The following is a 25,836-nucleotide window of genomic DNA, read 5'->3' as shown; positions in this document are numbered from 1 at the left end:
TAGATGGAGATGGTGCAGGTCAAGATGGGAGCCAGTCGAATACTATCCAAATAGCGCTGGGAAGCGGTACATTCGAAACAAAGAACAAAAATACAATATAAAGAACAAAAATGAAATTCAATCCTGCTTTCAATAAGTAAAATAGGATTATAAAATGAATCAATTCTATTAGAAAAGAAAGAGGAAACTTAACATGAAGAGAGAAGATATCCAAAATCTGATTGCGCAGATGACCTTGGAAGAAAAATCCGGGATGTGTTCCGGTGCAGATTTTTGGCAGTTAAAAAGCATAGAACGGTTGGGGATTCCTTCCGTGAAAGTAACGGATGGACCGCATGGACTTCGTGCACAGGACGAACAGACTGATCACTTGGGAATCAATGAGAGCATTAAGGCGGTTTGTTTCCCGACAGGATGTGCAACAGCAGCCAGCTTTGACAGAAAGTTATTAAAAAAGATTGGAACGGCGATTGGACAGGAATGCCAGGCAAAAGATATTAGCACTATTCTCGGACCGGCAATGAATATCAAGCGTTCCCCACTATGTGGTCGTAACTTTGAATATTATTCCGAAGATCCGCTTGTGGCATCTGAGATGGCGGCAGCCTTGACAGAAGGTATACAGAGCCAAAATGTGGGCGTCAGCATGAAGCATTTTCTGGCAAACAATCAGGAAAAACGCCGTATGACCAATTCCTCCCAGGTGGATGAACGGACACTTAGGGAAATCTATCTGGCGGCATTTGAAGGAGCAGTTAAACAGGCAAGACCGTGGACGGTTATGAATTCTTATAACCGTATCAACGAAACTTATGTCGGAGAAAGCAAAGAATATCTGACAGATATCTTACGTGATGAGTGGGGATTTGACGGATATGTAATGTCCGACTGGGGAGCGGTCAATGACCGTGTAGAGGCATTAAAAGCCGGAATGGATCTGGAAATGCCTGCCTCAGGGGGAATCAATGACGCAATGATTGTAAAAGCAGTTCAGGACGGAAGTCTAGATGAGGCGGTTGTGGATCAAGCATGTGAAAGAATCTTAAATGTTATTTTCAAATTCATAGAAAATCGTCAGCAGGGTGTTACATTTGAATATGAAAAAGACCATGAACTTGCAGCCGAGGCGGAGGCGGAATGTATTGTTCTTTTGAAGAATGAGGATGAGATACTTCCACTTGTGAAAGACAAGAAAGTTGCTTTTATCGGAAAATATGCAGAAACACCGAGATATCAAGGAGGCGGAAGTTCTCACATCAATAGCTGGAAAGTAGAGTCTGCGGTTGAGGCGGTTAAGGAAATCTCAGATGTATCCTTTGCAAAAGGATTTGATGATATTGTTGATGAAGTAAATGAAGAGTTGCAGAATGAAGCGGTACGCGTCGCAGAAGAGGCTGAGGTTGCTGTTGTTTTTGCCGGATTGCCGGACAACTTCGAATCAGAGGGATATGACCGGAAGCATCTGAATCTTCCAAATTGTCAGAACACCTTGATCGAGAAGATCAGTAAAGTACAGAAGAATACCATCGTCGTACTGCATAATGGTTCTCCTGTGACAATGCCGTGGAAAAATCAGGTGAAAGGAATCGTAGAAGCATACTTAGGAGGTCAGGCAGTTGGAAAAGCAGTTGTCAACGTGCTCTATGGAACGGCAAATCCAAGCGGCAGACTGGCAGAGACGTTTCCGCTTCGTCTGGAAGATACCCCATGTTATCTGACTTATGGAAAAGGTGTGGATGAAGCGGTTTACAGCGAAGGTGTATTCGTGGGATACCGATACTATACAAGTAAAAAGCAGGAAGTATTGTTCCCGTTCGGCTACGGACTTTCTTATACGACATTTACATACAGCAATTTGAATCTTGATAGAACGCAGATGACAGATAATGAAATTCTCACCGTTTCTGTTGAGGTGGAAAATACAGGAAACCGAGCCGGAAAAGAAGTTATTCAAATCTATGTGGCTCCGGGAGAAACCGAAACAGCCCGCCCGGTAAAAGAACTGAGAGCGTTTGACAAAATTGAACTTGCGCAGGGAGAAAAGAAGACAGTATCCTTTGAATTAGACGCAAGAGCATTCGCTTACTGGAATACCGAGATTCATGGCTGGTATGTGGAGAGCGGCGCTTATGAGATTCAAGTTGGTAAGAATGCAGAAGAAGTACTGCTGCACACAACGATTCAGGTAGAAGGAACCAGAAAGATAAAGAAAGTATTTACTTTGAATACCTGTATAGGTGAACTGATGCGAGATGAGAAAGGCAAAGCTGTGTTCAGTCAGATGATGGGCGGCAACCAGCAGGCAGCGGAGATGGCGGAAGCAAATCAGAATAATGAAGTGGTCAATGATGAAATGATGTCAGCGATGATGAATGATATGCCGCTTCGGCAGTTGTTGAGCTTTGTACCGGGAATGAAGAGAGAAGTATTGGAACAGATTCTCGCAGCGGTAAATCAATAAAAGAAAAGGAAAAAGAGGATGCATAAGATGGCGAAAGAATTAGGAAAAGATAAGTTTGGCGTACAGCGGACAATGCGCAGAAGAGATTTTCTGGGGGATTCACTGGGACAGTTCGCATTGAATGCGATGAGTGGATTGATCGGACAGATAACCTACTTTTATACAGATAAAGTAGGAGTGGCAGCAGGAGCGGTTGCTACGGTTCTGATGCTCTGTAAGATTGTGGATGCATTTACAGATCTGATCATGGGAAATATCGTAGACCATACGAAACCGGGGAAAGAAAAATACAGACCATGGCTTTTGAAAGCCGGTATACCTGCCGGTATTCTCACCGTATTGATGTTCGCTGTGCCGAAAGGAAACGCAGGTCTGCAACTTGCTTATTTGATAATTACAAATCTGTTATTTACGGCAGTTGCTTATACGGCAGTATGTATCCCGTATGCATCTCTTATGATTGTTCGTACAAACAGTCAGGAAGAACGAGGCAGAATGGGAACATGGCGTGCAGCATCAGGATATGTATCCGGTATGATCATGGCAGTTGCAATAATTCCGGTTACAAATATGTTAGGTGGTACACAGAGTGCATGGATCAAATTTGGTGCAATTGCAGGAGCATTTGTAATCTTAGCATTTTTACTTTGCTATAAGACAAGTAAAGAAGTGATTTCGGGTGAAACAGAAGTACAGGAAAAAGAAGAGGAAGAAGCAGTTCCGTTTAAAGAAGCGGTTATAAAACTGTTCCAGAATAAGTATTGGGTTATGATTTTGATCATGAACTTTATAAGTGCTGTTCTGTATGCAATTACAAGTTCATCAGGTGTTTATTATGCAAAATGGATTTACGGAAATGATAATCTGATGGGAATTATGGGAGCAATCGGCTTGATTCCGACATTGGTAGGATTCATTATTGTAGGACCAATGATTAAACATCTTGGTGTTACTAAGACATTGAAAGTGTCCTTTGCTGTTGGAGCTATTTGTACGATTGTAAGAATTGGAAACCCGTATAATTTTGTATTTAACGTGGTTATGAGCTGTTTTTCTTCACTTGCAAATATTCCGATGATGTGTCTGATGGGAGTTATGACAGCAATGTCTATTGATTATAATGAGTACAAATATGGTAAGAAAATGGTAGCATCTTCACAGGCTGCATCCAGTTTTGGAGGAAAAGTTGGAAGCGGTATTGGAGGTTCTATTATTGGATGGTGTCTCGCATTGGCAGCATATGATCCAGCAATGACCGCAGCTACATCGGCAACAAAACAGGCAATTTTCTCATTTTCCATTTACATTCCGGCAGCAATGTTTGTAGTTATGTTTATAATGAGCATGAAGTTTGACTTAGAAAAGAGACTTCCTCAGTTGAGAGAGGAAATTGCAAAACGAAAAGCGTAAAAAGAAGTAATGGAAAAAGAAAAATGTGAAGTGAGACAGAAATATAAAGTATATGGGAGTGAATCGAATGTATGATTACATATGGAAAAACACCGTTATCGTCTGTGTATGGTTTTGAAATTGTATTGATCGGAAAGGGAGGACATGGATCTTCTCCGGAGGTATGCATAGATCCGATCACGGCAGGGGTACATGTACATCTCGGGCTACAGGAATTATTAGCCAGAGAATGTCCGTTTGGAAGTGAGGTTTCATTGACGATTGGGCAGTTTCACGCGGGAGATGCTCCGAACATTATTCCCAATACGGCTGCAATGAGAGGAACCCTGCGTACGTTTGATGATGAACTGGCAGGAAAACTGATCCGCAGAATTACAGAGGTAAAACAGTCGATTATCTCTCATTTTCCAGCAACCCTCGTCCGTAAAGCTTCGGTTGTTTGCGGAACTGAAGAGGTGTAACATGGTATTGCTTTTTAAAGGCAGTCTGAAAATGGCTTTGACTGGAAAAACACAGGTAATTGCTGATCACACTGAGCGGTTTGTCTGTAAACTGCAGCAGATGTTTTCCTTCTTCTAGTTTACAGCGCAGGATAAATGCACTGATAGTAAAACCCAGCTGTTCTTTAAAATAGGTGGAAAAATAGGAACGGCTGAATCCCACATGGTGGGCAACCTCGGCAGCTGTAATCGGACAGTTGGTATGTTGAAGAACATACCGAATGGCTTGCTGCAGTGCTTCATCAGAGGTTTTTGGAATCAATTTATCTTTTACTTTTTGTGCAAATGTCAGAAGCATCTGGAAATTCAGATTTTGAACAGCGGAGGGATCATTTAATTTTTCTGTTGTTTGAATATATAAATCGGACATCTGGAATGCATCATCTGCATCTACGCCGCTGGAGATTGCAGAACGTGATGCAAGTGCAGTCATAATAATATTCAGATTTTTCAATTGACGGAGCTGATTTGGTGCAACAGTACCAGAATGTATGATGGAAGGCTGCAAAGTCATTTTTTTCAGACCATCCACATCTCCTGATTCTACAAAATGAAGAATCAGGGATTCGATTTCAGAAGAATTATTGTGGTGAAAATCTTCTTTCTGTTGATAAATGGATTCTACATGTTTTTCTGCGTGTGCAGAAGAGTCTGAAATGCTAACAGGTTCCAACAGGTCAAAATGAGAACAAATTTCGTGGTTCAGAAAATAATTAAAAACGGCAGCTTTTGCCATAAGACCTTTTAAAGCAATCGGCGGAATAATTTGAAAGAATGCTTTAAAAGCTGCCCGTTCTTCCTGAACAACTGCATATTCTGTATACATGGCATGAAAATCTGCGTCGGTAAACGGAATATAACTAGCCGGGCCTAACACAATGCGAAATTTCTGTAAATCTTTTGGTTTTATGGCAACAAAATAAGCACCGTATGGAGTGGAAAGATGTGCGATGTTATCTGTCGTATCGACAAATTCCTCAATGTAATGCTTTGGCGGATATGTGCAGGGGGACTGCTCTGGAAATGTCTGCAATAAAGTATCTTTCTGATACAGGTAAACAGGAATACCGGAATCCAGATAATTCAGATGACAAAAATCTTTAATGTCTTGTAAGGAAATCATGTATTTTCTCCATTTTATAACAAATATGTATTTGGTGTGTTATAGCAAGTTACAGTTAAATTATAAAAGAAATCGAACAAATCTGCAATAAAAATGGAGATATAAAAAGTAATATAATATCGGGAAACGATGTTTAAAAGAGAATTCTTAAAAAGTGGAGGAATAGATAACATGAAACTTTATGATTTGAGAACAGAATATAGAGTAAATCCAATCGGAATCGCGGAGAAAAATCCACGGTTTTCATGGAAGCTGGAATCAGAGGTAAATGACACCGTACAACAGCTTTATCACATTGTAGTAAAGGATTGCCAAAAAGTTGTCTGGGAAATAAAAGTGGAGAGCGAAGATTCCGTGCTGATTGCCTATGCAGGAGACGATTTACAGGATGAAACACTCTACAATGTGACAGTAGAAGTGACAGATAATCATGAGAATACGGCATCCGGAGAAATGTCTTTTGAGACAGGGATCCTGAACCCGGAAGTATTTAAGGCAAAAATGATTACACATGATTTTCCCGAAGAAGAAACGGCATGTCCGATTTTTTCTAAGACATTTGCAGCAAAAGGAAAAGTTCAAAGAGCCAGAATTTACGCCACATCCAGAGGTGTCTATGAGGCATCACTGAACGGTAAGCGTATCGGAGAAGACCAGATGACACCAGGTTGGACAAGCTATCATCACCGTCTTCAATACCAGATCTATGACATTACCGAAATGCTCCGGGAAGAAAATAAAATTGAAATCATGGTCGGAAACGGTTGGTATAAAGGAATCTTTGGTTTTATGCTGACACCGAATATTTACGGTGACAGAGTTGGTGTATTTGCGGAAATACATATGGAATATGAGGACGGAAGCAGAGAGATAATCTGCACCGATGAAACCTGGAAAGTCCGGACAGGTGAAGTCCGTTACAGTGAGATCTACATGGGCGAAACAATTGATACAACCGTTTGTGAAGAAAGCAGTGGTGAGGATTCCGGAATCAGGGTAGGTACTGTGTCTATCATGGATTTTAACAAGCATACTCTGACAGCCCAGGAAAATGAGCCGGTTCGTATTACCGAAAGAATTCCGGCAAAGGAACTGATCGTGACACCAAAAGGGGAAAAGCTGGTGGACTTCGGACAGAATCTGACCGGTATTGTAGAAGTGAAAGTGCATGGCAGAAAAGGGCAGAAGATTGTGATCCGTCATGCAGAAGTGTTGGATAAAGACGGGAATTTTTATACAGAGACTTTACGTCAGGCGAAATCAGAGGATACCTATATTTGCAATGGAGGGGGACAGACATTTCTTCCGCATTTTACGTTCCATGGTTTTCGATATATCTGTGTAGAGGGAATGGAGGAGTTGACAACGGAGCAGTTTACCGCCTGCGTGATGCATTCTGATATGGAAAAGCTGGTAGATTTTCAGTGTTCTAACCAAAAGGTAAATCAACTGCAAAAGAATATTGCGTGGGGGCAGAGGGACAATTTTTTGGATATTCCGACGGACTGTCCGCAGCGGGACGAGCGTCTCGGATGGACAGGGGATGCACAGATTTTTTCATGGACAGCAGCTATTAACCGGAATACGGCATTGTTCTTCCGGAAATGGATGAGAGATGTATCGGCAGAGTCCTCCTTAGAAAAGGGCGTTCCGCATGTCGTACCGGATATTCTGGGTTCATACAGCTCTGCGGCATGGAGTGACGTGGCAGTCATTGTGCCATGGGTGGTATATCAGACCTATGGTGATAAAGGCATTCTGAAAGAAAACTGGAAATGTATGCATGAATGGGTAGACTATATCCGAAATCAGTGCGGGGAAAACGGACTCTGGCAGACCGGATTCCAGTATGGAGACTGGCTGGCGCTGGATAAGGAGGAAAGTGCAGACAGAACCGGTGCGACAGATAAATATATAATTGCAAATGCTTATTATTTGTATGTGACAAATCTGGTGAAACAGACCGCAGAAGTACTCGGATTTGCACAAGATGCAGAAAAATATCAGAAATTGTATGATACGACTTTGGAAGCATTCCGGCAGGAATATTATACGAATACGGGGCGTATTGTCAGTGAGACGCAGACCGGAGCGATTTTATCTTTGTATTTTAACCTGGCGAGAGAAAAAGACAGGAAGCGTATTTTACAGACCTTGAAAACCAATATTGAAAATCACAAAAATCACCTGGCAACCGGTTTTGTCGGAACACCGTATCTGTGTCATGTATTATCCGAAAACGGAGAACATGAACTGGCGGCAACTATTTTTATGAAAGAAGATTATCCGTCATGGCTCTATGCTGTGAATATGGGAGCAACGACAATATGGGAGCGCTGGAATTCCATCATGCCGGACGGAAGTTTTGATGTATCGGGAATGAATTCATTGAATCATTATGCCTATGGTTCCATTGGCGACTGGATGTACCGGAAGATTGCCGGTGTGAGCCAGTTGAAGCCGGGTTACAAAAAGTTCAAAGTACAGCCGCTGTTTGTAAAAGGGATCGATGAAGCAGGAGTGGAATTCGAGTCGGTATACGGCAGGATTGAAAGCAACTGGAGCTGCAAAAATGGAAAGATTCATGGGTATGTGAGCGTTCCTGCAAATACAGAGGCAGAGATTCATTTGCCGGAGAAAGAAGATGTGATTACTGTAGGCTCTGGAATATATGAGTATGAATATGAGACTACAACGAACCTGGCATATGAGCGCTTTAGTCTGGACAGTACATGGGAAGAAATCTTGTCCCAGCCTTTGGCGGTGGAATTATTCAATCAGATGTCTCCGGGAATGCTGGACAATCCGATGCTTGCAATGGCACAGCAGATGACACTTGCAGAAGTACTTGGTATGGCTCCGGAAGCAAGGCCACTGTATGAGGCGGTAGTGAATGCGTTGAATGAGAGAAACTGTACACTGACAGGAGTTGGATATTGTGATCTTGACAGGTATGAGAGCGGTGGTCACAACAGATAAGTAGCCATATTATGAATATTGCGTACACGAAATGAACACCTATGTAAAAAGCAAGTAATCAAAAATAAGAGTGAAAAGAGCACGAGAGTAAAAATCTGAATTGATTTTGCCATCGTGCTTTTTCAATACGTTTGTAAAGAAATTGTAAGATACGGCAGTTATACTGGTCATATCAGGAAAAGTTAAGCAGCAGAAAGTAGAAGCAAACGATTCAATATCCTTTGCTTTAGATGTTTTCTCCAAAATAAAGATGCACAGTTGATTCCGCTTGACGAAAGATATTTGCTTGAATTTCTTTCCTAAACTGTATATAATGGTATAGATTAGATTGTCTCAATCATATATCAATTGCTTTTGCAATGTTGAATCGTGTTTTATATCCATTTTTCACTCGGAAAAATTAAAAATAGGTTCGAATGAATTTGTGCAATAGATATAAATAGAAAGGAAATATATGAGAAAACTAGCTTTAAATGATGAAATACTGCTAAAAATCGAGAAGCCTGCCCGCTACATCGGTAATGAGGTCAACTCGGTTATAAAAGATAAAGAAAAGGTGGATATCCGCTTTGCCATGTGCTTTCCCGATGTCTACGAGATCGGGATGTCACATCTTGGAATTCAGATTCTTTATGATATGCTGAATCGAAGAGAGGATATCTGGTGTGAAAGGGTATATTCTCCATGGATGGATCTGGATAAGGTCTTAAGAGAAAAGGATATCCCGTTGTTTGCATTGGAATCACAGGAGCCAATCAAAGAATTTGATTTTCTTGGAATCACCATTCAATATGAGATGTGCTATACAAATATACTGCAGATACTGGATCTGAGTAAAATTCCGCTTCTAAGCAAAGACAGAGATGAGAATTGTCCAATCGTAATCGGCGGTGGTCCATGCAGTTATAATCCGGAACCCCTGGCGGATTTCTTTGACTTGTTTTATATAGGAGAAGGAGAAACGGTATATTTCCGATTGATTGATCTGTATAAAGAATATAAATCCAATGGAAAAGGAAGGAAGGCATTTTTAGAAGCTGCTGCCCTCATCCCCGGAATTTATGTACCGTCTCTTTACGAAGTAACATACAAAGAAGACGGAACCATTGCTTCTTTTCAACCAAAAAGTGCGGATACACCGGCATTTGTAGAAAAACAGATTGTAATGGATATTACGGATACTTATTATCCGAAAGCACCGGTTGTTCCGTTTATTAAAGCAACCCAGGACAGGGTAGTGCTGGAAATACAAAGGGGCTGTATCCGCGGATGCCGTTTCTGCCAGGCGGGAATGCTTTACCGGCCCACCAGAGAGCGGGATCTTGCTATGCTGAAGGAATACGCATATGAAATGCTGAAAAATACCGGGCATGAAGAAATTTCCTTAAGTTCATTAAGCTCCAGTGACTATTCCCAACTGGAAGGATTAGTTAACTATTTAATCGAAGAATTCAAAGGAAAAGGGGTTAATATTTCCCTGCCATCCCTTCGTATCGACGCTTTTTCCCTGGATGTTATGAGCAAAGTGCAGGATGTGAAAAAGAGCAGCCTTACATTTGCTCCGGAAGCCGGCTCCCAGCGCCTGCGCGATGTAATTAACAAAGGGCTGACCGAAGAAAATATTATAGAGGGTGCAGACCAGGCATTTGAAGGCGGCTGGAACAGGGTAAAGCTGTATTTTATGCTGGGACTTCCTACTGAGACGGAAGAAGATATGAAAGAGATCGCACATCTGGCTGACCGCATTGCCAGACGGTATTATGAGATACCCAAAGAGGAGCGAAACGGTAAATGCCAGATTACGGTCAGTACCTCATTTTTTGTGCCAAAACCTTTTACGCCGTTCCAATGGGTAGGGATGAACACAAAAGAAGAATTTTTAGGAAAAGCCAGAATAGTTAACCAGGAAGTGAAGGACCAGTTAAATCGCAAAAGTATTAAATATAACTGGCATGAAGCGGATGTTACTGTTTTGGAAGGGCTGCTGGCACGAGGAGACCGCAGAGTAGGGGCAGCCATACTGGATGCTTATCAAAACGGTGCACTTTATGATGCATGGTCCGAGACTTTTAAGAATCAAACCTGGATGGAAGCATTTGTACACACGGGCATAGATCCGGATTTCTATACGACCAGAGAACGTTCCATGGATGAAATACTTCCCTGGGATTTTATACAAATCGGTGTTTCAAAGAATTTCCTGATACAAGAATGGAAAAAAGCGGTTTCAGAAACAATTACAAATAACTGCCGTCAGGGTTGCTCTGGATGCGGTGCGGGAATATACAAAGGAGGCGTGTGTATTGAAAGTAAGAATTAAATTTGCCAAAGAGGGTGCTATGAAATTTATCGGACACCTTGATATCATGCGCTATTTTCAAAAAGCAATGCGAAGGGGAAATATTGACATTGCTTTTACTGAAGGGTTCAGCCCTCATATGATTATGTCATTTGCAGCCCCTCTGGGTGTGGGACTTACCAGTACGGGAGAATATCTGGATATTGAAGTTCAGACTGAAATTTCATCAAAAGACGCAATAGAGCAGTTAAATGCGTGCATGGTGGAAGGAATGAAAGTCTTAAGTTTCCGAAGAATTCCCCAGGAAAAAGCAAGCAAAGCGATGTCTCTGGTTGCTGCTGCCGATTATCTGGTAAACTTCAGAGAAGGAAAAGAACCGGATCTGGAATATAAGAGCCGGCTGGCGGAGTTTTATGACCGGGAAACCATCACAATTATAAAGAAAACAAAAAAAAGTGAAAAAGAAGTAGATATCAAGCCTATGATATATGCTTTGGAACTTCGGGAAGACGGAATATATATGCAGCTTGCTACAGGAAGTGTCAATAATCTGAAGCCGGAACTTGTGATGGAGGCATTTGCCCAGTATCTGGGAATGGAAATGGAACCATTCAGTCTGTTGGTTCATCGGCTGGAAGTCTATGCAGATCTTGGAAATGAGAAAAAGCGCAGTCTGGTTTCTCTGGAAGATCTGGGAGAGGATATTCCCGGGTAGCAATGGAGATGGAAGAAAAAAACAGTAAGCTGGTTATCACAAGGGAGGAGGGGCAGATTTTAACAACGCTCCTTCAGGATGGAAAACCGGTAGAATTTCATTTAGAACCGGAAGGGGTAGATTCACTTCTGGGAAATATTTATATCGGAAAAGTACAGAATATTGTACAAAATATCCAGGCTGCTTTTATTGAAATCAAAAGTGGTTTGCCTTGTTACTATTCTTTGGAAGAAAATCCTACACCTTACTATACCAGTAAAATGAACTCCCGCAGATTGGTGGCGGGAGATGAGCTTCTGGTGCAGGTAAGCCGTGAAAATATGAAAACGAAGGCACCTACTGTCACTTCTAATTTAAGCTTTACCGGCAAATATCTGGTTCTGACAAGTGGAAACACACGGATAGGGGTCTCAGGTAAACTGTCTCCATCTCAGAGAAAAGACCTTAAGAACCTGCTGGAAGAATACCGCTCAGACCAATATGGCTGGATTATCCGTACCAATGCAGCGCAGGCATCACATGAGGAGTTAAGGCAGGAAGTCTGCCAATTGGCAGGACAATATGAAAACTTAAAGGAACGGGCCAGATTCAGGACCTGTTTTTCGTGTCTTTACCAGACACCCAAGAATTATCTGACCCAGCTGCGGGATACTTACAGCGGCAAACTGGAAACAATTCTAACAGATGACCAGGGGTTGTATGATTCCATGCAGGAATTCCTTGCCGAATACCAGCCGGAGGATCTGGATAAACTGTCATTTTATGAAGATTCCCTGCTGCCCCTGAAAAAACTGTACAGTCTGGATCAGGCTTTAAAAGATGCATTGAAAGAGCGTGTATGGCTGAAATCCGGAGCTTATCTGGTCATTCAGCCTACGGAAGCCCTGACATCCATCGACGTGAATACGGGCAAATATGACGGTCATAAGAATCAGGAAGCAACCTTTTTAAAAATCAATCTGGAAGCAGCCAGGGAAATTGCCAGGCAGCTGCGGCTGCGCAATATTTCGGGCATTATTATTGTTGATTTTATTAATATGAAATCTCCGGATTCTAAAAAGCAGTTATTGGATGGATTTGAGGCATATCTGTCCAAAGATCCCGTCAAAGCGTCACTGGTAGATATGACGGCATTAGAACTGGTGGAAGTAACCAGGAAAAAAGTAAAAAAATCCCTGGCAGAACAGGTAAAAGCAATTACTGAGATACAAAGGAAGTGACTTAATGATCAGAGCGGATTTACATTTACACAGCCGTTATTCCGATGGCAGTGATTCAGCAGAAGAGGTTTTTGAAAAAAGCGTCCGGGAAGGACTGGATGTGATTGCACTTACAGACCATGATGCGCCGCCAAAAGAAGATATTCTGAAAGCGCTTGGCAGAAAACACCATATTCAGGTAATTATGGGAATGGAATGCGGCAGCAGGGATCCTGAGACAAAACTGGATGCCCATATCCTGGCATACAATATAGCCGATTACGAGCCGGTTGCCAGACTGATGAAGCCGGTACTTGAAATGCGTCATGAGCGGAGCTTATGGCAGATTAAACGGCTTAGGGAAATGGGTTATGAGATCAGCCGCGAAGAAGCAGAAAAAGAGACAGATGGGTGCTGCATTTATCGCCAGCATATTAATTATGTACTCTATAAAACAGGGCAGATCGATGCCATGTTCGGCTCCTGGATGCAGCGGATGTACCGGGAAAACGGACCCTTAAGGGTCAGCTATGAGTATCCCGACACAAAAGAGGTTGTAAAAGCCATTGCAGAAGGAGGCGGAAAGGCAGTACTTGCCCATCCGGGACAGCAGCAGAATATCCGGCTGATTCCAAAATTAGTGGAAGCGGGGCTTACCGGTGTGGAATTACTGCATCCGTCTAATACACCGTTTGATATGAAGGAGATTGCAGCTACGGCGGAATATTATCATTTATTTCTTACAGGGGGCAGTGACTATCACGGCCTGCTTTCCCCAAAAGGCGGACAGGTAGGCGAATGTGTTATGGAATTTAAGGATTTCCATGAAATTTTTAAGCCCATGCAGAGCGCACTTGAAATGGCATGAAATGGCATTCTGACAGCAGTGTGCCACGCTTGAATAAAATATGAATCAATGATATAAAATTGCACATAATAGCAGGAGTAAACTAGTTTGAAAGAAAAGCGCTTTCAAAACACTTATTAAGGCAGTATTGCAGGCAGGCCTGCGATATGCGGGAGGTATAATTATGATTAAATTTAACCACTTTAACTTTAATGTTCTGGATTTAGAAAAATCCCTCACTTTTTACGAAAAAGCACTTGGATTAAAGCCAGTGAGAGAAAAAAATGCATCTGACGGTTCTTTTAAGCTTGTTTATCTGGGTGATGGCATTACCGATTTTACTTTGGAGCTCACCTATCTGACAGAACGTAAAGAGCCATACAATCTGGGGGAACTCGAATACCATCTGGCATTTGTAACCGATGACTATGAAGGATTTCATCAGAGACACAAAGAAATGGGATGCATCTGTTTCGAAAATGAAGCGATGGGAATTTATTTTATTGAAGATCCGGACGGATACTGGATTGAAATTGTCCCGGAAAAATAAGAATTTAAACACACCCTAGCCTGTTTGCGCTATTTATTGGGTAAATTTTGAAAAAATAGTTGACGTAAAATCTTCAGTATGATATTATACTCTAGTATGCCGCACAGAGAGGTCTAAGAGTCATGCAGATGATCACCAAATCTGGCGAGTAATGATAATAGGAGGTGCCATATGTACGCAATTATTGCAACAGGTGGTAAACAGTACAAAGTAGCCGAAGGCGATATCATTAACGTAGAAAAGCTTGGAGTAGAAGCTGGAGAGACTGTTACTTTTGATCAAGTACTTGCAGTAAGCAATGATGGTCTTAAAGTTGGAGCTGACGTTGAAAGCGCAACTGTAACCGGTAGCGTTGTGAAAAACGGTAAAGCGAAAAAAGTTATTGTTTACAAGTATAAGAGAAAAACTGGATATCATAAGAAAAACGGTCATAGACAGCAGTTTACACAAGTTAAAATTGAAAAAATTAACGGTTAATTGTCAATGATTAAAATCACAGTTTATAAGAGTTCAGAAGTATATAGAGGATTTGTAGCCAAAGGCCATGCGGGTTACGGGGAAGAAGGACAGGATATTATCTGTGCTGCCGTATCTGTACTGACTGTGAATGCAATTAATTCCATAGAGCAGTTTACTGAGGATAAATTCGCCGTAAGGCAGGATGATGACGGCTTGGTAGAGTTGATCTTGGAAGGTGCAGTTTCAAAAGAGACGAAGCTCTTGCTGGATTCGATGATTCTTGGTTTAAAGGATATCCAAAATAATTACGGTAATGAATATATCAAGATTATATTCAAGGAGGTGTAAGACTATGTTAAAAATGAACCTTCAAATTTTCGCTCATAAAAAGGGAGTTGGTTCTACTAAAAATGGTAGAGATTCCGAATCTAAGAGATTAGGCGCGAAAAGAGCTGACGGACAATTTGTAAAAGCTGGAAATATTCTTTACAGACAGCGTGGAACTAAGATTCACCCGGGCGTTAACGTTGGACGTGGTGGAGATGATACTTTATTCGCTTTAGTTGATGGTGTTGTAAGATTCCAAAGAAAAGGAAGAGATAAGAAACAGGTTTCTATCGTTCCAGTATCAGCAGAATAGTAAAGGTGGCTTCAAATCAAATTGGTTTGAAGCCTATTTTTTTAGAAAGAAGGTGAATGGAAATGTTCGCAGACAGAGCAAAAATATCCATACGTTCTGGTAAAGGCGGGGACGGCCATGTAAGCTTTCGAAGAGAATTATATGTTGCCAACGGCGGTCCTGACGGAGGAAACGGCGGAAAAGGCGGAAATATTATTTTTGAAGTAGACGAAGGCTTGAATACGCTGGCAGACTACCGCCATAAACGCAAGTTCAGTGCGCAGGACGGTGAGCAGGGTGGAAAGAAACGCTGCCATGGAGGCAACGGCAGTGATTTGATACTGAAGGTTCCGGAAGGTACGGTAATAAAAGAGGCTGAAAGCAATAAGGTAATTGCAGATATGTCCGGAGATAACCGCAGACAGGTTATTTTAAAGGGCGGAAAAGGCGGACTTGGCAATATGAATTTTGCCACACCCACTATGCAGGTACCAAAATATGCACAGCCGGGACAGCCGGCTCAGGAACTTATGGTGAATCTGGAATTAAAGGTGATTGCAGATGTGGGACTGGTTGGATTTCCAAACGTAGGAAAGTCTACGTTGTTATCCCGCGTTACGAATGCGAGACCTAAGATTGCCAATTATCACTTTACAACCTTAAATCCCAATCTGGGAGTAGTAGACCTGGACGGTGGAAAAGGATATGTAATTGCAGATATACCGGGGTTGATTGAAGGTGCTTCCGAAGGTGTTGGTCTTGGACATGAGTTTTTACGTCATATTGAACGTACAAAAGTGATGATCCATATGGTAGATGCAGCATCCACAGAAGGACGTGATCCAATCGAAGATATCTATAAAATCAACGAAGAATTAAAAGCTTATAATGAAGAAATTGCAGCAAGGCCTCAGGTGATTGCGGCAAATAAAATAGATGCCATTTTTGAGGGTGATGAAGATCCTGTTCAGAAGATCAGGGATGAATTCGAACCTCAGGGAATTAAGGTGTTTGCCATATCCGCAGTCAGCGGAAAAGGTTTGAAAGAGTTATTGTATTATGTACGGGAACTGTTAGATACGGTGCCGGAAACTCCGATGGTATTTGAACAGGAATTTTTCCCGGATCAATTTAATATGACTGAGAATCTTCCATATACGGTAGAAAAATCTACGGAGGAAGAGCATACCTACATTGTAGAAGGACCGAAAATTGAAAAAATGCTGGGTTATACCAATCTGGAGTCGGAAAAAGGCTTTGCATTCTTCCAGAAGTTCTTAAAAGATACCGGCATATTGGATGAATTAGAAGCTGCAGGCATTGAAGAAGGCGACACCGTGCGTATGTATGGACTGCAGTTTGATTACTATAAATAATTTTATATAGATAAAGAGGATACATGTGCCCGGATAACGTGATTACCAGGCATCCGTATCGGAGGGAAAGATGACAAGTAAGCAACGTGCGTATTTAAAAGGTCTGGCAATGACTATGGATTCTATTTTCCAGATTGGAAAATCCAGTCTTACACCAGAAAATACCCAGGCGATCAAAGAAGCCCTGGAAGCAAGAGAATTAATAAAGATTAATGTCCTTCAGAATTGTATGGACGATCCGAAAGAGCTGGCATCTATGGTAGCGGAGCGTACCCGTTCACAGGTAGTACAGGTTATCGGAAAGAAAATTGTACTTTATAAAGAAGGAAAAGACGAAAAGAAAAAGATTCAACTTCCTTTATAAAAGCGGGGAATTCAAAGAATGAAGCAGCGACGTAAAAAAGTTGGTATCATGGGCGGAACTTTTGACCCGATCCATATCGGACATCTGATTCTGGGAGAAAACGCATATCTGCAGTTTGACCTGGATTATGTGCTGTTTATGCCCTCCGGCAATCCTCCTCACAAGCAGGAGCGCCAGGGGCGTGCGACAACAGCACAGCGGGTGGCAATGGTTTCCCAGGCAGTCAGCAGTAATCCGCATTTTGAACTTTCTATGGCAGAGACACATGACGAGGGTTATACCTATACCAGGGAGACGCTTAGCCGTCTGGTGAAGGAGAACCCGGATACAGATTATTACTTTATTATGGGAGCCGATTCCCTGTTTACTTTTGAAACATGGAAAGAGCCGGAAGATATCTGCCGCCTCTGTACCCTTGTAGTAGCGGTAAGAGACCATGTGAAACCGGAGAAATTAAACCGCCAGATTGATTATTTAAAAGAGCTCTTTCAAGCTAAAATAGAAAAGCTGGATACTCCAAATATTGATATTTCATCCGGTACGATCCGAAACTGGATCTGCAGGGGCAAATCAATTAAGTATTATGTTCCTGACGAAGTAATACAATATATTGAAGAGCATTGCATGTATCAGGAGTGTGAAGAAAATGAGTGAATTCAATATTTTAAAAATGCAGGATAAGCTGAAAAAATATCTGGATGAAGATCGTTTTACCCATACCCAGGGCGTTATGTACACCAGTGCCGCACTGGCAATGCGTTATGGGGAGGATGTGAGAAAAGCACAGGCAGCCGGATTGCTGCACGATTGTGCGAAATGTATTCCCAACGAGAAAAAAATCAGTATCTGCGAAAAGAACAGGATTCCCATATCGGATGCAGAACGGGAAAATCCATATTTACTTCATGCAAAAGCAGGAGCACAGATCGCGCAAGAAAAGTATAAGATTACAGACCCGGATATTTTAAATGCCATTGCATATCATACCACAGGAAGGCCAGGCATGTCTCTTTTGGAGAAAATCGTCTATATAGCGGATTATATAGAGCCGTGGCGTTACAAAGCCCAGAATCTGGAATTGACAAGGAAAATGGCATTTTCTGACATTGATGAAGCTCTGTATATCATTTTACGGGACACCCTTTCGTATCTGAGGTCTACAAAAAATGTACTGGACCCAATGACTGAGAGAGCTTTTGAGTATTATAAAGAAGTTAACAGAGAAAAGCAAATAATGAGACAGGAGGGAAAATAATTTGGAAAATAAGTCAAAACAAATGGCTAAAATCGCATGTGCTGCTTTAGAAGAAAAAAAGGCAGAGGATTTGAAGGTCATCAATATTGAAGAAGTATCCGTATTGGCTGATTATTTTATCATTACCAGCGGAACTAATAAAAATCAGGTGCAGGCGTTAGTAGATAACGTAGAAGAAGCCCTGGGCAAAGCAGGATATCAGGCAAAGCAGGTAGAGGGTTACCAGACAGCAAACTGGATTCTGCTGGATTATGGTGATATTATCATTCATGTATTTGATTCGGAAAATCGTTTATTCTACGATCTGGAGAGAATCTGGAGAGATGGCAAGAGCATTTCAGTAGAAGAATTATAATAATAGAATGGCTGTGCATCGTATTTTAGCAGAATACGGTGCATTTCTGCTATGCAGCAATATCACTGTCTATCAGGCAGTATAATTAAAAATAGAAAGGGTCTATAAATGAAAAAATGGTATGATGAAGAATACGAATTTGAGATTGAGGTAACAGGATTTCTACGCAGCGACCATACAGAGCGGTATTGCCGAAATGGCGAGGAAATAGGAGATAAATATACCTGTACCTATGGATGCCCTGTAAATGCGGATGGACAGGGAATTTGTTCAAAAGTAATGATGATGTTATATCCAATCATGGAAGCTGTCAGAAGCGGCGGAGATTTAGAGAACATCGGCGGTAATGATAAATACAGCAAGGATATTGTTTGTCCAGATGGCTGCGTTATGTTCCGGCTGACCGCAAAGAAACTTGGAAATGAGAATTTTTATAAAGGGAAATTTTACGATTGATTTTTAGTTCAGAACACCCCTGCTGGATTTTGGTGCCGCATATGGCGCGTAAAAATGCAGGGGTGTTCTGTTTTGTTTATTCGGATGAAGTGCTTTTAGAAACTACAGGCATTTTAATTCTGCTGATAAACCAGATCCCGTCTTTGTAGCATTCAAAATATCCTCCGTGAATGTGCATAATCCGCTCACATGTCTTAATACCGATTCCGGTACTTTCGTGTGCGGACAGATCTTCCTCAATTCTATTATGAAATTCAAGTACAAAGTATCCGTCTATTTCTCTGGAAATAACATGCAGCGGGTAGCTGGCATCGGCATACTTATGAATATTGGATAAAATGTTATCCAGGGTTCTCTGTACATATTCAATGTCCAGATAGCAGTTGCTCTTCAGGGAATCCAGATCAAACTGGGATTCAATTTCAAAACCTTCACTTTCCAGTGTAAATAACTGATCATCTGACAGACCGGTAATCAAATTGATCGTAGGGATCAGTTCTTTTTGATATGCTTCTTCCCCTCGTTCGGATACCAGAAAGTATTCAAATAATTTATCTGATAATTGCTTAATCTTATAGGCTTTATTTTTAATATGCCCTAAAAAGTTGTGCAGCTGGTCCTGGTTTTGGTATCTGCCCAGAATCAGCAATTCCACATATCCGATCAGGGAGGTCAGGGGAGTGCGCAGATCATGGGACATGGCGGTAATCAGCTTTTGGTGTGCTTCTTTTACAGCCTGTTCATTTTCATCCCGCTCGATAATAGACTTCCGCATCTGATTGATGCCCACCGCCAGGCGGTAGAGCTCGTCACAGCCGTTTTCCCGGACTTTATAATTCAGATCCCCACCTTCTAAGATTTCAAGATCTTCTGCGAGTTTGTTAATATATTGGATTTTCCTGTGGATGAAAAATAAGAAAAGCAGCAGGAAAATCAAAAAGCAGAGAAAGAGGCAGGCATAGTACAGCACCACATAATACTTCACATAAAAGTAGCAAAAAACCTGGGTATCCAGCGTGATATGGTCCGAAAAAGTTATTTGATACATGGGAATATCCCCCTGTTCCTGTACCGGTTCTGTAAAATTGTTTTTAATATACTGGTTAAAATAATTTTCCAGACTGTCTCCTTCCGGAGGAACCGCACCAAAATCAGAATTGAATATTTCATAATCTTTATAGTAAAAAGATATAGAAGTATTACCCTGTTCTTTCATCCATTTGTGTATCTGAGAAATTTCTTTGGATGTAATCTCATTTTCATCAATAAAACTCTGCAGTTTCTGGACGAAATCTTCTTCTGTACGTTTTACATAGGAGGGAGACATAAGTGTTTTATCCAGCAGATAATATCCAAATCCAGAAAGCGGTTCGTATGCCAGGTAGGCGATCAGCAAAGAAACGGTAACAGCGAGCACCAGCTCTCTGGCTAATTTCTTAGAAAAAATATTCTTGATTTTAGACAATGCGATAACCCCTTCCCCAAACGTTTTGTATATAGTGCGGATTCTGTATATCATCTTCCAGTTTCTTTCTCAGGTTTCGGATATGGACGGCGACCGTATTGCTGGAAAAGGAATAATAAGGCTCCTTCCATACGCTTTCATATATATTCTGAGCGGAAAAAATCTTTTTCCGATGAGTAGCAAGGAGTGCCAGAATCTGATATTCCAGATCCGTCAATGTAATTTCCTTTCCGGATTTTGTCACTCGCTGAGCATCCATATCGATTTCTATATCCTGGAGATAAATATGTCCCAGGCTTTTGGTATCCTGTCCCATGTAGATGCAGTATCTGCGGATTAATGCCTTTACTCTGGAGAGCAGCTCAGTGTAAGAAAATGGTTTTACAAGATAATCATCAGCGCCTGCAGAAAAACCGATCACAATATCTTCTTCTTTTGACTTAGCGGTCAGAAATAAAATAGGAACCATATGTTCTTTGCGGATTTCATTACAGGCGATAATCCCGGAACATCCGGGCATCATTACGTCTAATATAATCAAAACAATGGAACTTTCCATCATCTCTATGGCTTCTTTCCCATTTGCCGCTTCAATAACCTGATATCCTTCCCCTTCTAATAAAATACGGATTACTTCCCGGATTTCAGCATCATCGTCTGCAATCATAATTTTTTGCAACTTGTTCATGTATTACCTCCTCTGTTACAGGATACCGTTCATATAAACAGATACCCGAAGTAATATTATTGTACCATGAAATCGGATCTGGGAGTATCTTATCTTTTTAATCTTCATATTTCTTCACTAAATCTGCTGTTATTTTTTAAAATTTTCCTGTTATTCTGGTTTCTGAACAGTAATAAGGAGGAGGAAGCGGCAGTATTGCAGGTAAGCCTGTAATAGGCGCAGGACAAAATGGAAGAAATTATCAGAGTATCAAATATCCGTAAACAATATATCGTAGGAAATGAAAAGGTAGTCGCTCTTAAAAAAATTAACCTCTCTATTCATAAAGGGGAAATTTGCTGTATTTTTGGTACTTCCGGTTCTGGAAAAAGTACACTGCTGAATCATCTTGCAGGATTTGAAAAACCCACAAAAGGCGAAATTTTTATTAAAAATACTTCGATCACGAAGCTAAGTGAAAAAAACATGGCTGCGTTTCGTCAGCTGCATATTGGATTTATTTTTCAGGCGTATAATTTACTGCCTAATTTAACGGCACTTGAAAATGTAGCTCTGCCCCTGGTGTTCCGCGGGGTAGAGATGGATAAACGGATGCACAGGGCAATGCAGCTGTTGAATAAGGTTGGTCTGGGCAAAAGAGGTGCGCATTATCCCTCACAGATGTCCGGAGGCCAGCAGCAGCGTGTGGGGATAGCCAGGGCGTTTGTTACCCATCCGGAAGTAATATTTGCAGATGAACCAACTGGAAATCTGGATACCAAAACAACGGCAGAGGTAATGAACATGATTGTCGGTATGGCTCATAAATACAATCAGACAATTGTACTGGTCACCCATGACCCGGAAATGGCAAAGTATGCTGACCGTATAGTAACTTTAATCGATGGGGATATTGTGAAAGATACGGCTGTTCAGAAAGACCCCGGTATTAAAAATGCTTAAGAAAACGTGACTAAAAGTAATACAAAGATTAATTATGAGAAAATAATCAGGAGGTTAAAAGGTGAAGGGAATGAATTTAAAGAAATATTTAAAGAAGATCGGTATCTGGGGGTTGATAATCAGCATTGCCATGGGGTATCCCGGTATTATAAGTGAAGCCAAAGAGGCAGCAAATCCGCCTGAGAAGCCGCCGGTTGCTGAATCATCAGGCAGTGAAGGGGCAAACAGTACAGAAACATCTGCAGAAGGGATTACAGAGCCAGTTACCGAAGAAACAAAGGGAGAAAATATTCCTGCAGTCTCCCCACCTGTAATCAGGATCAGCAGAAGAGAAATAAAAAAGCCGATCAAAGCGGGAAAATCATTTCAGACAGTTCTGATAGTGGAAAATAAAAGCAAAGAGCTGCCGATAGAAAATGCCCGATTAAGCGTTGAAACAGGAGAAGGGCTTTTGTCCCAGGAACTTACCGGTTCGCTGGACGTAGGAAAAGTAGGGGCGCAAAGCCAAAAGAGCTGTAAACTGCATCTGAAAACAGCAGAGGAGATTCAATCTGAAGTCCAGACCATTACCGTAACGCTTGAATACGATTACCAAACAACAGAAGGTATGATCCATGAGCAGAAAGTGGAAAAAATCATGATTCCCACGGTAGTATCAAAAAGACAGGGAACAGAAGAGCCAAATGATAGCCAGGAAGTTTTCAACCCATTGGAAGGATCCGGATCAGGAGATTCTTTTGGCGGGCAGCCGGCTCCGTCAGATGATAAAAAAAATATCGATACGCCGGTTCCCAATATAATCGTAAGCAAATATGAGTATGGGAAAAAAGTAACTGCAGGAAAAGAATTTCATTTGAAATTGCAGATAAAGAATACCAGTTCCATAACGGCGGCTGAAAATATGATTATGTCTCTGGAACTGGGGGATGCACTTGCAATTACCGATTCATCCAACTCCTTTTACATAGATAAAATAGGGCCGGGAGGGGTAATGGAAAAGGAAGTTACCATCAAAGCACTGGCAAATGGAAAGCCTGAAAATTCGAAAGTGGATATTAGTTTTAAGTATGAGTACGTGCATGACAAAACCCGCACCCAGGCAACATCCGCAGAAAAGCTCTCTATTCCGGTTATACAGCCGGACAGATTCAAGGTGAATGTGCCCCAGAGCCAGGAAGAAATGCATCAATTTGCGGAAGCTACTTTAAGTCTTCCCTATGTAAATAAAGGCAAAAGTGCCGTTTACAATGTAGAGGCTTCTCTTGAAGGGGATGTGGAAACAACGGAAAACTATAAGTATCTGGGGAATTTTGAATCCGGTTCCAACGGCACCATTGACTTTCTTATAACTCCCCAGAATATCGGAAAACAGGAGCTTCAGGTCAAAATTAAATATGAGGATTCTGCAAATAAATCAAGAACTATAAATATAGCGGTACCCATTAATGTGCTGGAGCCGCAAGATCCGGCAGGAGATATGAACTTTGGAGAGGAAGCCGCAATGGGAGAGGAACTTCCACCGGAAGGTGGTACAAATATGCTTTCTTACGCAGCAGGAGCCGGAGGACTCATACTGATTCTGATCATTGTCATTGCGGTTGTGAAGAAAAGGAAGCGAAAGAAAGCATTTCTGTACGAAGAGTTCGAGGAGCAGGATGATGATGAATAAACGGAGGTTTCAATAGAATGAAAATGTATGATAAACTTCGGATGTGTGCCAGAAACCTCTATCGGAGAAAAGGAAGAACTTTTCTGACCGTTTCGGGGGTCGTCATTGGCTGCTGTGCTATTATCATAATGATATCAATTGGTATAGGCATGAAAGAGTCTCAGGAGAAGATGCTTTCGGAAATGGGAGATCTGACCATGATTACAGTGATGCCCACACCCGGTAATCAAAAAGGGAAATTAAAGCTGGACGAGAAAGCGGTGAAAAGCCTTCAGGCTATAGAACACGTAGTTCTGGCGGCGCCTAAAGTAAGTTTAACCAGTGAGAATACGCTCATTGCCACCGGGAAAAATCATCGGTATCAGGGACAGGGAATCAGTATTATCGGAATGCCGGAGGACGCAATTGAAAAGCTGGGATATCGTTTGAAGGAAGGGGATTATCCGGGAAAGAAACCTTATGAAGTTCTGGCAGGGTCTGCATTTGCCTATCAGTTTGCGGATACGAAAAGACCGGACGGCAGCAATATGGTAGATTACTGGACCAATCCCGAGGCGAAGCCTTATTTTGAACCCCTGAAAGAAGAAATTAGTTTTTTAATGGAACAGGAGACATCCGGGAATGCCCCTTCTTCCGATATGGATAGTCCGCAAGGAGAAGAAACTAAAAAGTACAAAGAGCTGGCCGTACTTAAAATCAGCGGGATCATGAAAGAGGACTTTGGAAAAGGAGAAGAGACCTCCGGAGGATTGATTATGAAGCTGAAAGACCTTCAGGCAATTCAAAAACTGTTGACAAAAAATAAAAAAGTAAAAGCAGCGCCGGAATTTACCCAGGTTATGGTTCAGACGGACAATGTTGAAGAAGTGGGAAAAGTAGAGCAAACGATTAAAGACATGGGGTTTCAGACCAGCTCAATGGAAAGCATAAGGGAACCTATGGCTAAGGAAGCCAGGCAGAAACAGTTTATGCTGGGCGGCCTGGGTGCTATTTCCCTGCTGGTTGCTGCAATTGGAATTGCAAACACCATGATTATGTCTATTACCGAGCGAACCAGGGAAATCGGTATAATGAAATCCCTGGGCTGCTTTATCAGCGACATTAAAAGTATGTTCCTTATGGAAGCTGCAATCATCGGACTCCTGGGAGGAATCATTGGAATACTGGTAAGCTTTACCGTATCCGTAATTATGAATATGTCTGCCCAGCATTATGTATTTACCTCATTTGATGCCCTGGTAAATCTTTTGATGGAAAAAGGCAGCAGGACCTCGGTAATCCCATTGTGGCTGGCTGGGTTCTCAATGCTGTTCTCCACTCTGATCGGTGTTATCGCAGGCTATTATCCCGCGAATAAGGCAGTAAAGATATCAGCGTTAGAAGCGATGAAGTATTAGGACTACAGCGAACAATTTTATCTTGAATTTGGGTTTAGCTGATTAAGGGGACGCTTTGTAGATAGGTGTAGTGCGCCCCCTTCTCTTTCCGGGATGCAGGTTGTCGCCACAAAGCTGGTTTCTCGAGGCCACTGAAAAAGTAGATATTACCGTCTATTTTTGATATAATGTATGTATCAAATAAAGGCGGTGTTTTTATGGTAGATCAACAACAAAAATTAGTATTAAGTTCCTACATGAAAATATATGAATTGGTGGTTCCCAGGAATAATCTTCTCCGACAGATAAAAGAACTCGTAAACTTCGGATTTATTTATGAAGAGTTAATTGATAAATATTGTCTTGATAACGGACGTAATGCAGTTCCACCTATCCGCATGTTTAAATATCTGCTGTTAAAAGCAATTTATGATCTATCGGATGTTGATGTCGTAGAGCGTTCCAGGTATGATATGTCTTTTAAATACTTTCTGGATATGGTGCCGGAGGAGGAGGTTATTAATCCCAGCTCATTGACGAAATTTCGTAAATTGCGATTAAAAGATATGGCACTTTTAGATATGCTGATTGCGAAAACAGTCCAGATTGCATTAGAGCAGGAAATCATAAAATCAAAAACCATTATTGTTGATGCCACACATACAAAATCAAGATACAATCAAATGACTCCGCGGCAGGCACTACAGGAAAGGTCAAAAAAACTACGGC

General features: G+C 41.5%; 25 protein-coding genes. 22 read left to right on the top strand and 3 right to left on the bottom strand.

The genetic code is table 11. The features are described 5' to 3' along the window. The first annotated feature begins 193 nt into the window (after window positions 1–193). The 3 genes from QR40_RS21650 (at window position 194) to QR40_RS21640 (ending at window position 4,332) form a co-directional block, all read left to right on the top strand. On the top strand, window positions 194–2,461 hold the full coding sequence (locus tag QR40_RS21650; RefSeq protein ID WP_044296736.1) for a glycoside hydrolase family 3 C-terminal domain-containing protein: 2,268 nt from the start codon (window positions 194–196) through the stop codon (window positions 2,459–2,461). A 27-nt stretch (window positions 2,462–2,488) separates the two neighbouring features. Continuing rightward, a complete protein-coding gene (locus tag QR40_RS21645; protein ID WP_330373856.1) occupies window positions 2,489–3,871 on the top strand; it encodes an MFS transporter in 1,383 nt (460 codons plus the stop codon). 71 nt (window positions 3,872–3,942) lie between these two features. After that, window positions 3,943–4,332 carry a peptidase dimerization domain-containing protein gene (locus QR40_RS21640; RefSeq protein ID WP_052430991.1) on the top strand — a complete coding sequence of 130 codons (390 nt, stop codon included), beginning with the start codon at window positions 3,943–3,945 and terminating at the stop codon, window positions 4,330–4,332. Here QR40_RS21640 and QR40_RS21635 read toward each other — a convergent pair. Next, the gene (locus QR40_RS21635; protein WP_044296734.1) at window positions 4,265–5,494 is read right to left on the bottom strand and encodes a helix-turn-helix domain-containing protein; all 1,230 of its coding nucleotides are present in this window, start codon (window positions 5,492–5,494) and stop codon (window positions 4,265–4,267) included. The two genes, QR40_RS21640 and QR40_RS21635, sit on opposite strands and share 68 nt — an antisense overlap. Window positions 5,495–5,665: 171 nt before the next feature. Here QR40_RS21635 and QR40_RS21630 point away from each other — a divergent pair, with 171 nt between their 5' ends. The 15 genes from QR40_RS21630 (at window position 5,666) to QR40_RS21560 (ending at window position 18,967) form a co-directional block, all read left to right on the top strand. Then, window positions 5,666–8,473, top strand: coding sequence for a glycoside hydrolase family 78 protein (locus tag QR40_RS21630; protein WP_081999012.1), 2,808 nt, complete (start codon window positions 5,666–5,668; stop codon window positions 8,471–8,473). A gap of 454 nt (window positions 8,474–8,927) precedes the next feature. Beyond that, window positions 8,928–10,793 carry a TIGR03960 family B12-binding radical SAM protein gene (locus tag QR40_RS21625; protein WP_044296733.1) on the top strand — a complete coding sequence of 622 codons (1,866 nt, stop codon included), beginning with the start codon at window positions 8,928–8,930 and terminating at the stop codon, window positions 10,791–10,793. Beyond that, on the top strand, window positions 10,777–11,487 hold the full coding sequence (locus QR40_RS21620) for a TIGR03936 family radical SAM-associated protein (protein ID WP_044296732.1): 711 nt from the start codon (window positions 10,777–10,779) through the stop codon (window positions 11,485–11,487). Before QR40_RS21625 ends, QR40_RS21620 begins: the two co-directional genes overlap by 17 nt. Before the next feature lie 2 nt (window positions 11,488–11,489). Continuing rightward, window positions 11,490–12,707: a ribonuclease E/G gene (locus tag QR40_RS21615; RefSeq protein ID WP_330373855.1), complete on the top strand. Its 1,218-nt coding sequence runs from the start codon at window positions 11,490–11,492 to the stop codon at window positions 12,705–12,707. Between the two features lie 4 nt (window positions 12,708–12,711). Continuing rightward, window positions 12,712–13,554, top strand: a complete 843-nt coding sequence (locus QR40_RS21610) for a PHP domain-containing protein (RefSeq protein WP_027294029.1) — start codon at window positions 12,712–12,714, stop codon at window positions 13,552–13,554. Window positions 13,555–13,717: 163 nt separating this feature from the next. Beyond that, window positions 13,718–14,083: a VOC family protein gene (locus tag QR40_RS21605; protein ID WP_044296731.1), complete on the top strand. Its 366-nt coding sequence runs from the start codon at window positions 13,718–13,720 to the stop codon at window positions 14,081–14,083. Window positions 14,084–14,254: 171 nt separating this feature from the next. Further along, window positions 14,255–14,560, top strand: a complete 306-nt coding sequence (gene rplU, locus QR40_RS21600; RefSeq protein ID WP_027294031.1) for a 50S ribosomal protein L21 — start codon at window positions 14,255–14,257, stop codon at window positions 14,558–14,560. 6 nt (window positions 14,561–14,566) lie between these two features. Continuing rightward, complete coding sequence (locus tag QR40_RS21595) at window positions 14,567–14,890, top strand: ribosomal-processing cysteine protease Prp (RefSeq protein ID WP_027294032.1); 324 nt, start codon at window positions 14,567–14,569, stop codon at window positions 14,888–14,890. A gap of 4 nt (window positions 14,891–14,894) precedes the next feature. Beyond that, window positions 14,895–15,182: a 50S ribosomal protein L27 gene (gene rpmA / locus QR40_RS21590; RefSeq protein WP_027294033.1), complete on the top strand. Its 288-nt coding sequence runs from the start codon at window positions 14,895–14,897 to the stop codon at window positions 15,180–15,182. A gap of 62 nt (window positions 15,183–15,244) precedes the next feature. Then, window positions 15,245–16,537 (top strand): GTPase ObgE, encoded by a 1,293-nt coding sequence (gene obgE, locus QR40_RS21585; protein WP_044296730.1) that lies wholly within the window; start codon window positions 15,245–15,247, stop codon window positions 16,535–16,537. Between the two features lie 70 nt (window positions 16,538–16,607). Further along, window positions 16,608–16,901 carry a ribosome assembly RNA-binding protein YhbY gene (gene yhbY, locus QR40_RS21580; RefSeq protein WP_027294035.1) on the top strand — a complete coding sequence of 98 codons (294 nt, stop codon included), beginning with the start codon at window positions 16,608–16,610 and terminating at the stop codon, window positions 16,899–16,901. Between the two features lie 18 nt (window positions 16,902–16,919). Beyond that, the gene (nadD, locus tag QR40_RS21575) at window positions 16,920–17,555 is read left to right on the top strand and encodes a nicotinate-nucleotide adenylyltransferase (protein WP_044296729.1); all 636 of its coding nucleotides are present in this window, start codon (window positions 16,920–16,922) and stop codon (window positions 17,553–17,555) included. Beyond that, window positions 17,548–18,156: a bis(5'-nucleosyl)-tetraphosphatase (symmetrical) YqeK gene (gene yqeK, locus QR40_RS21570; protein WP_044296728.1), complete on the top strand. Its 609-nt coding sequence runs from the start codon at window positions 17,548–17,550 to the stop codon at window positions 18,154–18,156. Before nadD ends, yqeK begins: the two co-directional genes overlap by 8 nt. A gap of 22 nt (window positions 18,157–18,178) precedes the next feature. Continuing rightward, a complete protein-coding gene (gene rsfS / locus QR40_RS21565; protein ID WP_044289966.1) occupies window positions 18,179–18,511 on the top strand; it encodes a ribosome silencing factor in 333 nt (110 codons plus the stop codon). A 108-nt stretch (window positions 18,512–18,619) separates the two neighbouring features. Continuing rightward, window positions 18,620–18,967: a TIGR04076 family protein gene (locus tag QR40_RS21560; protein WP_044296727.1), complete on the top strand. Its 348-nt coding sequence runs from the start codon at window positions 18,620–18,622 to the stop codon at window positions 18,965–18,967. Window positions 18,968–19,043: 76 nt separating this feature from the next. Here QR40_RS21560 and QR40_RS30155 read toward each other — a convergent pair whose 3' ends face one another. Together QR40_RS30155 and QR40_RS21550 are read right to left on the bottom strand one after the other, a co-directional pair. Next, on the bottom strand, window positions 19,044–20,432 hold the full coding sequence (locus QR40_RS30155) for a HAMP domain-containing sensor histidine kinase (RefSeq protein WP_052430990.1): 1,389 nt from the start codon (window positions 20,430–20,432) through the stop codon (window positions 19,044–19,046). Beyond that, window positions 20,425–21,120, bottom strand: a complete 696-nt coding sequence (locus QR40_RS21550; protein WP_027294040.1) for a response regulator transcription factor — start codon at window positions 21,118–21,120, stop codon at window positions 20,425–20,427. The genes QR40_RS30155 and QR40_RS21550 overlap by 8 nt, the downstream gene beginning before the upstream one ends. Before the next feature lie 228 nt (window positions 21,121–21,348). On the opposite strand from QR40_RS21550, the gene QR40_RS21545 reads away from it, so the two are divergent. The 4 genes from QR40_RS21545 to QR40_RS21530 all read left to right on the top strand — a co-directional run. After that, window positions 21,349–22,062: an ABC transporter ATP-binding protein gene (locus QR40_RS21545; protein WP_044289361.1), complete on the top strand. Its 714-nt coding sequence runs from the start codon at window positions 21,349–21,351 to the stop codon at window positions 22,060–22,062. A 70-nt stretch (window positions 22,063–22,132) separates the two neighbouring features. Beyond that, on the top strand, window positions 22,133–23,731 hold the full coding sequence (locus QR40_RS30150; protein ID WP_330373874.1) for a GGIII-like transmembrane region-containing protein: 1,599 nt from the start codon (window positions 22,133–22,135) through the stop codon (window positions 23,729–23,731). A 17-nt stretch (window positions 23,732–23,748) separates the two neighbouring features. After that, the gene (locus tag QR40_RS21535) at window positions 23,749–25,128 is read left to right on the top strand and encodes an ABC transporter permease (RefSeq protein WP_044296726.1); all 1,380 of its coding nucleotides are present in this window, start codon (window positions 23,749–23,751) and stop codon (window positions 25,126–25,128) included. A 197-nt stretch (window positions 25,129–25,325) separates the two neighbouring features. Then, window positions 25,326–25,836 (top strand): transposase (locus QR40_RS21530; RefSeq protein ID WP_044296725.1); only part of this gene is annotated, 511 nt, incomplete at its 3' end.

The sequence above is a fragment of the Robinsoniella peoriensis genome (assembly GCF_000797495.1).
In the GTDB taxonomy this organism is placed as follows: Bacteria; Bacillota; Clostridia; order Lachnospirales; family Lachnospiraceae; genus Robinsoniella; species Robinsoniella peoriensis.
The sequence above is the reverse complement of the archived record's forward strand: the minus strand, read 5'-3'. Positions and strand labels throughout refer to the sequence as shown.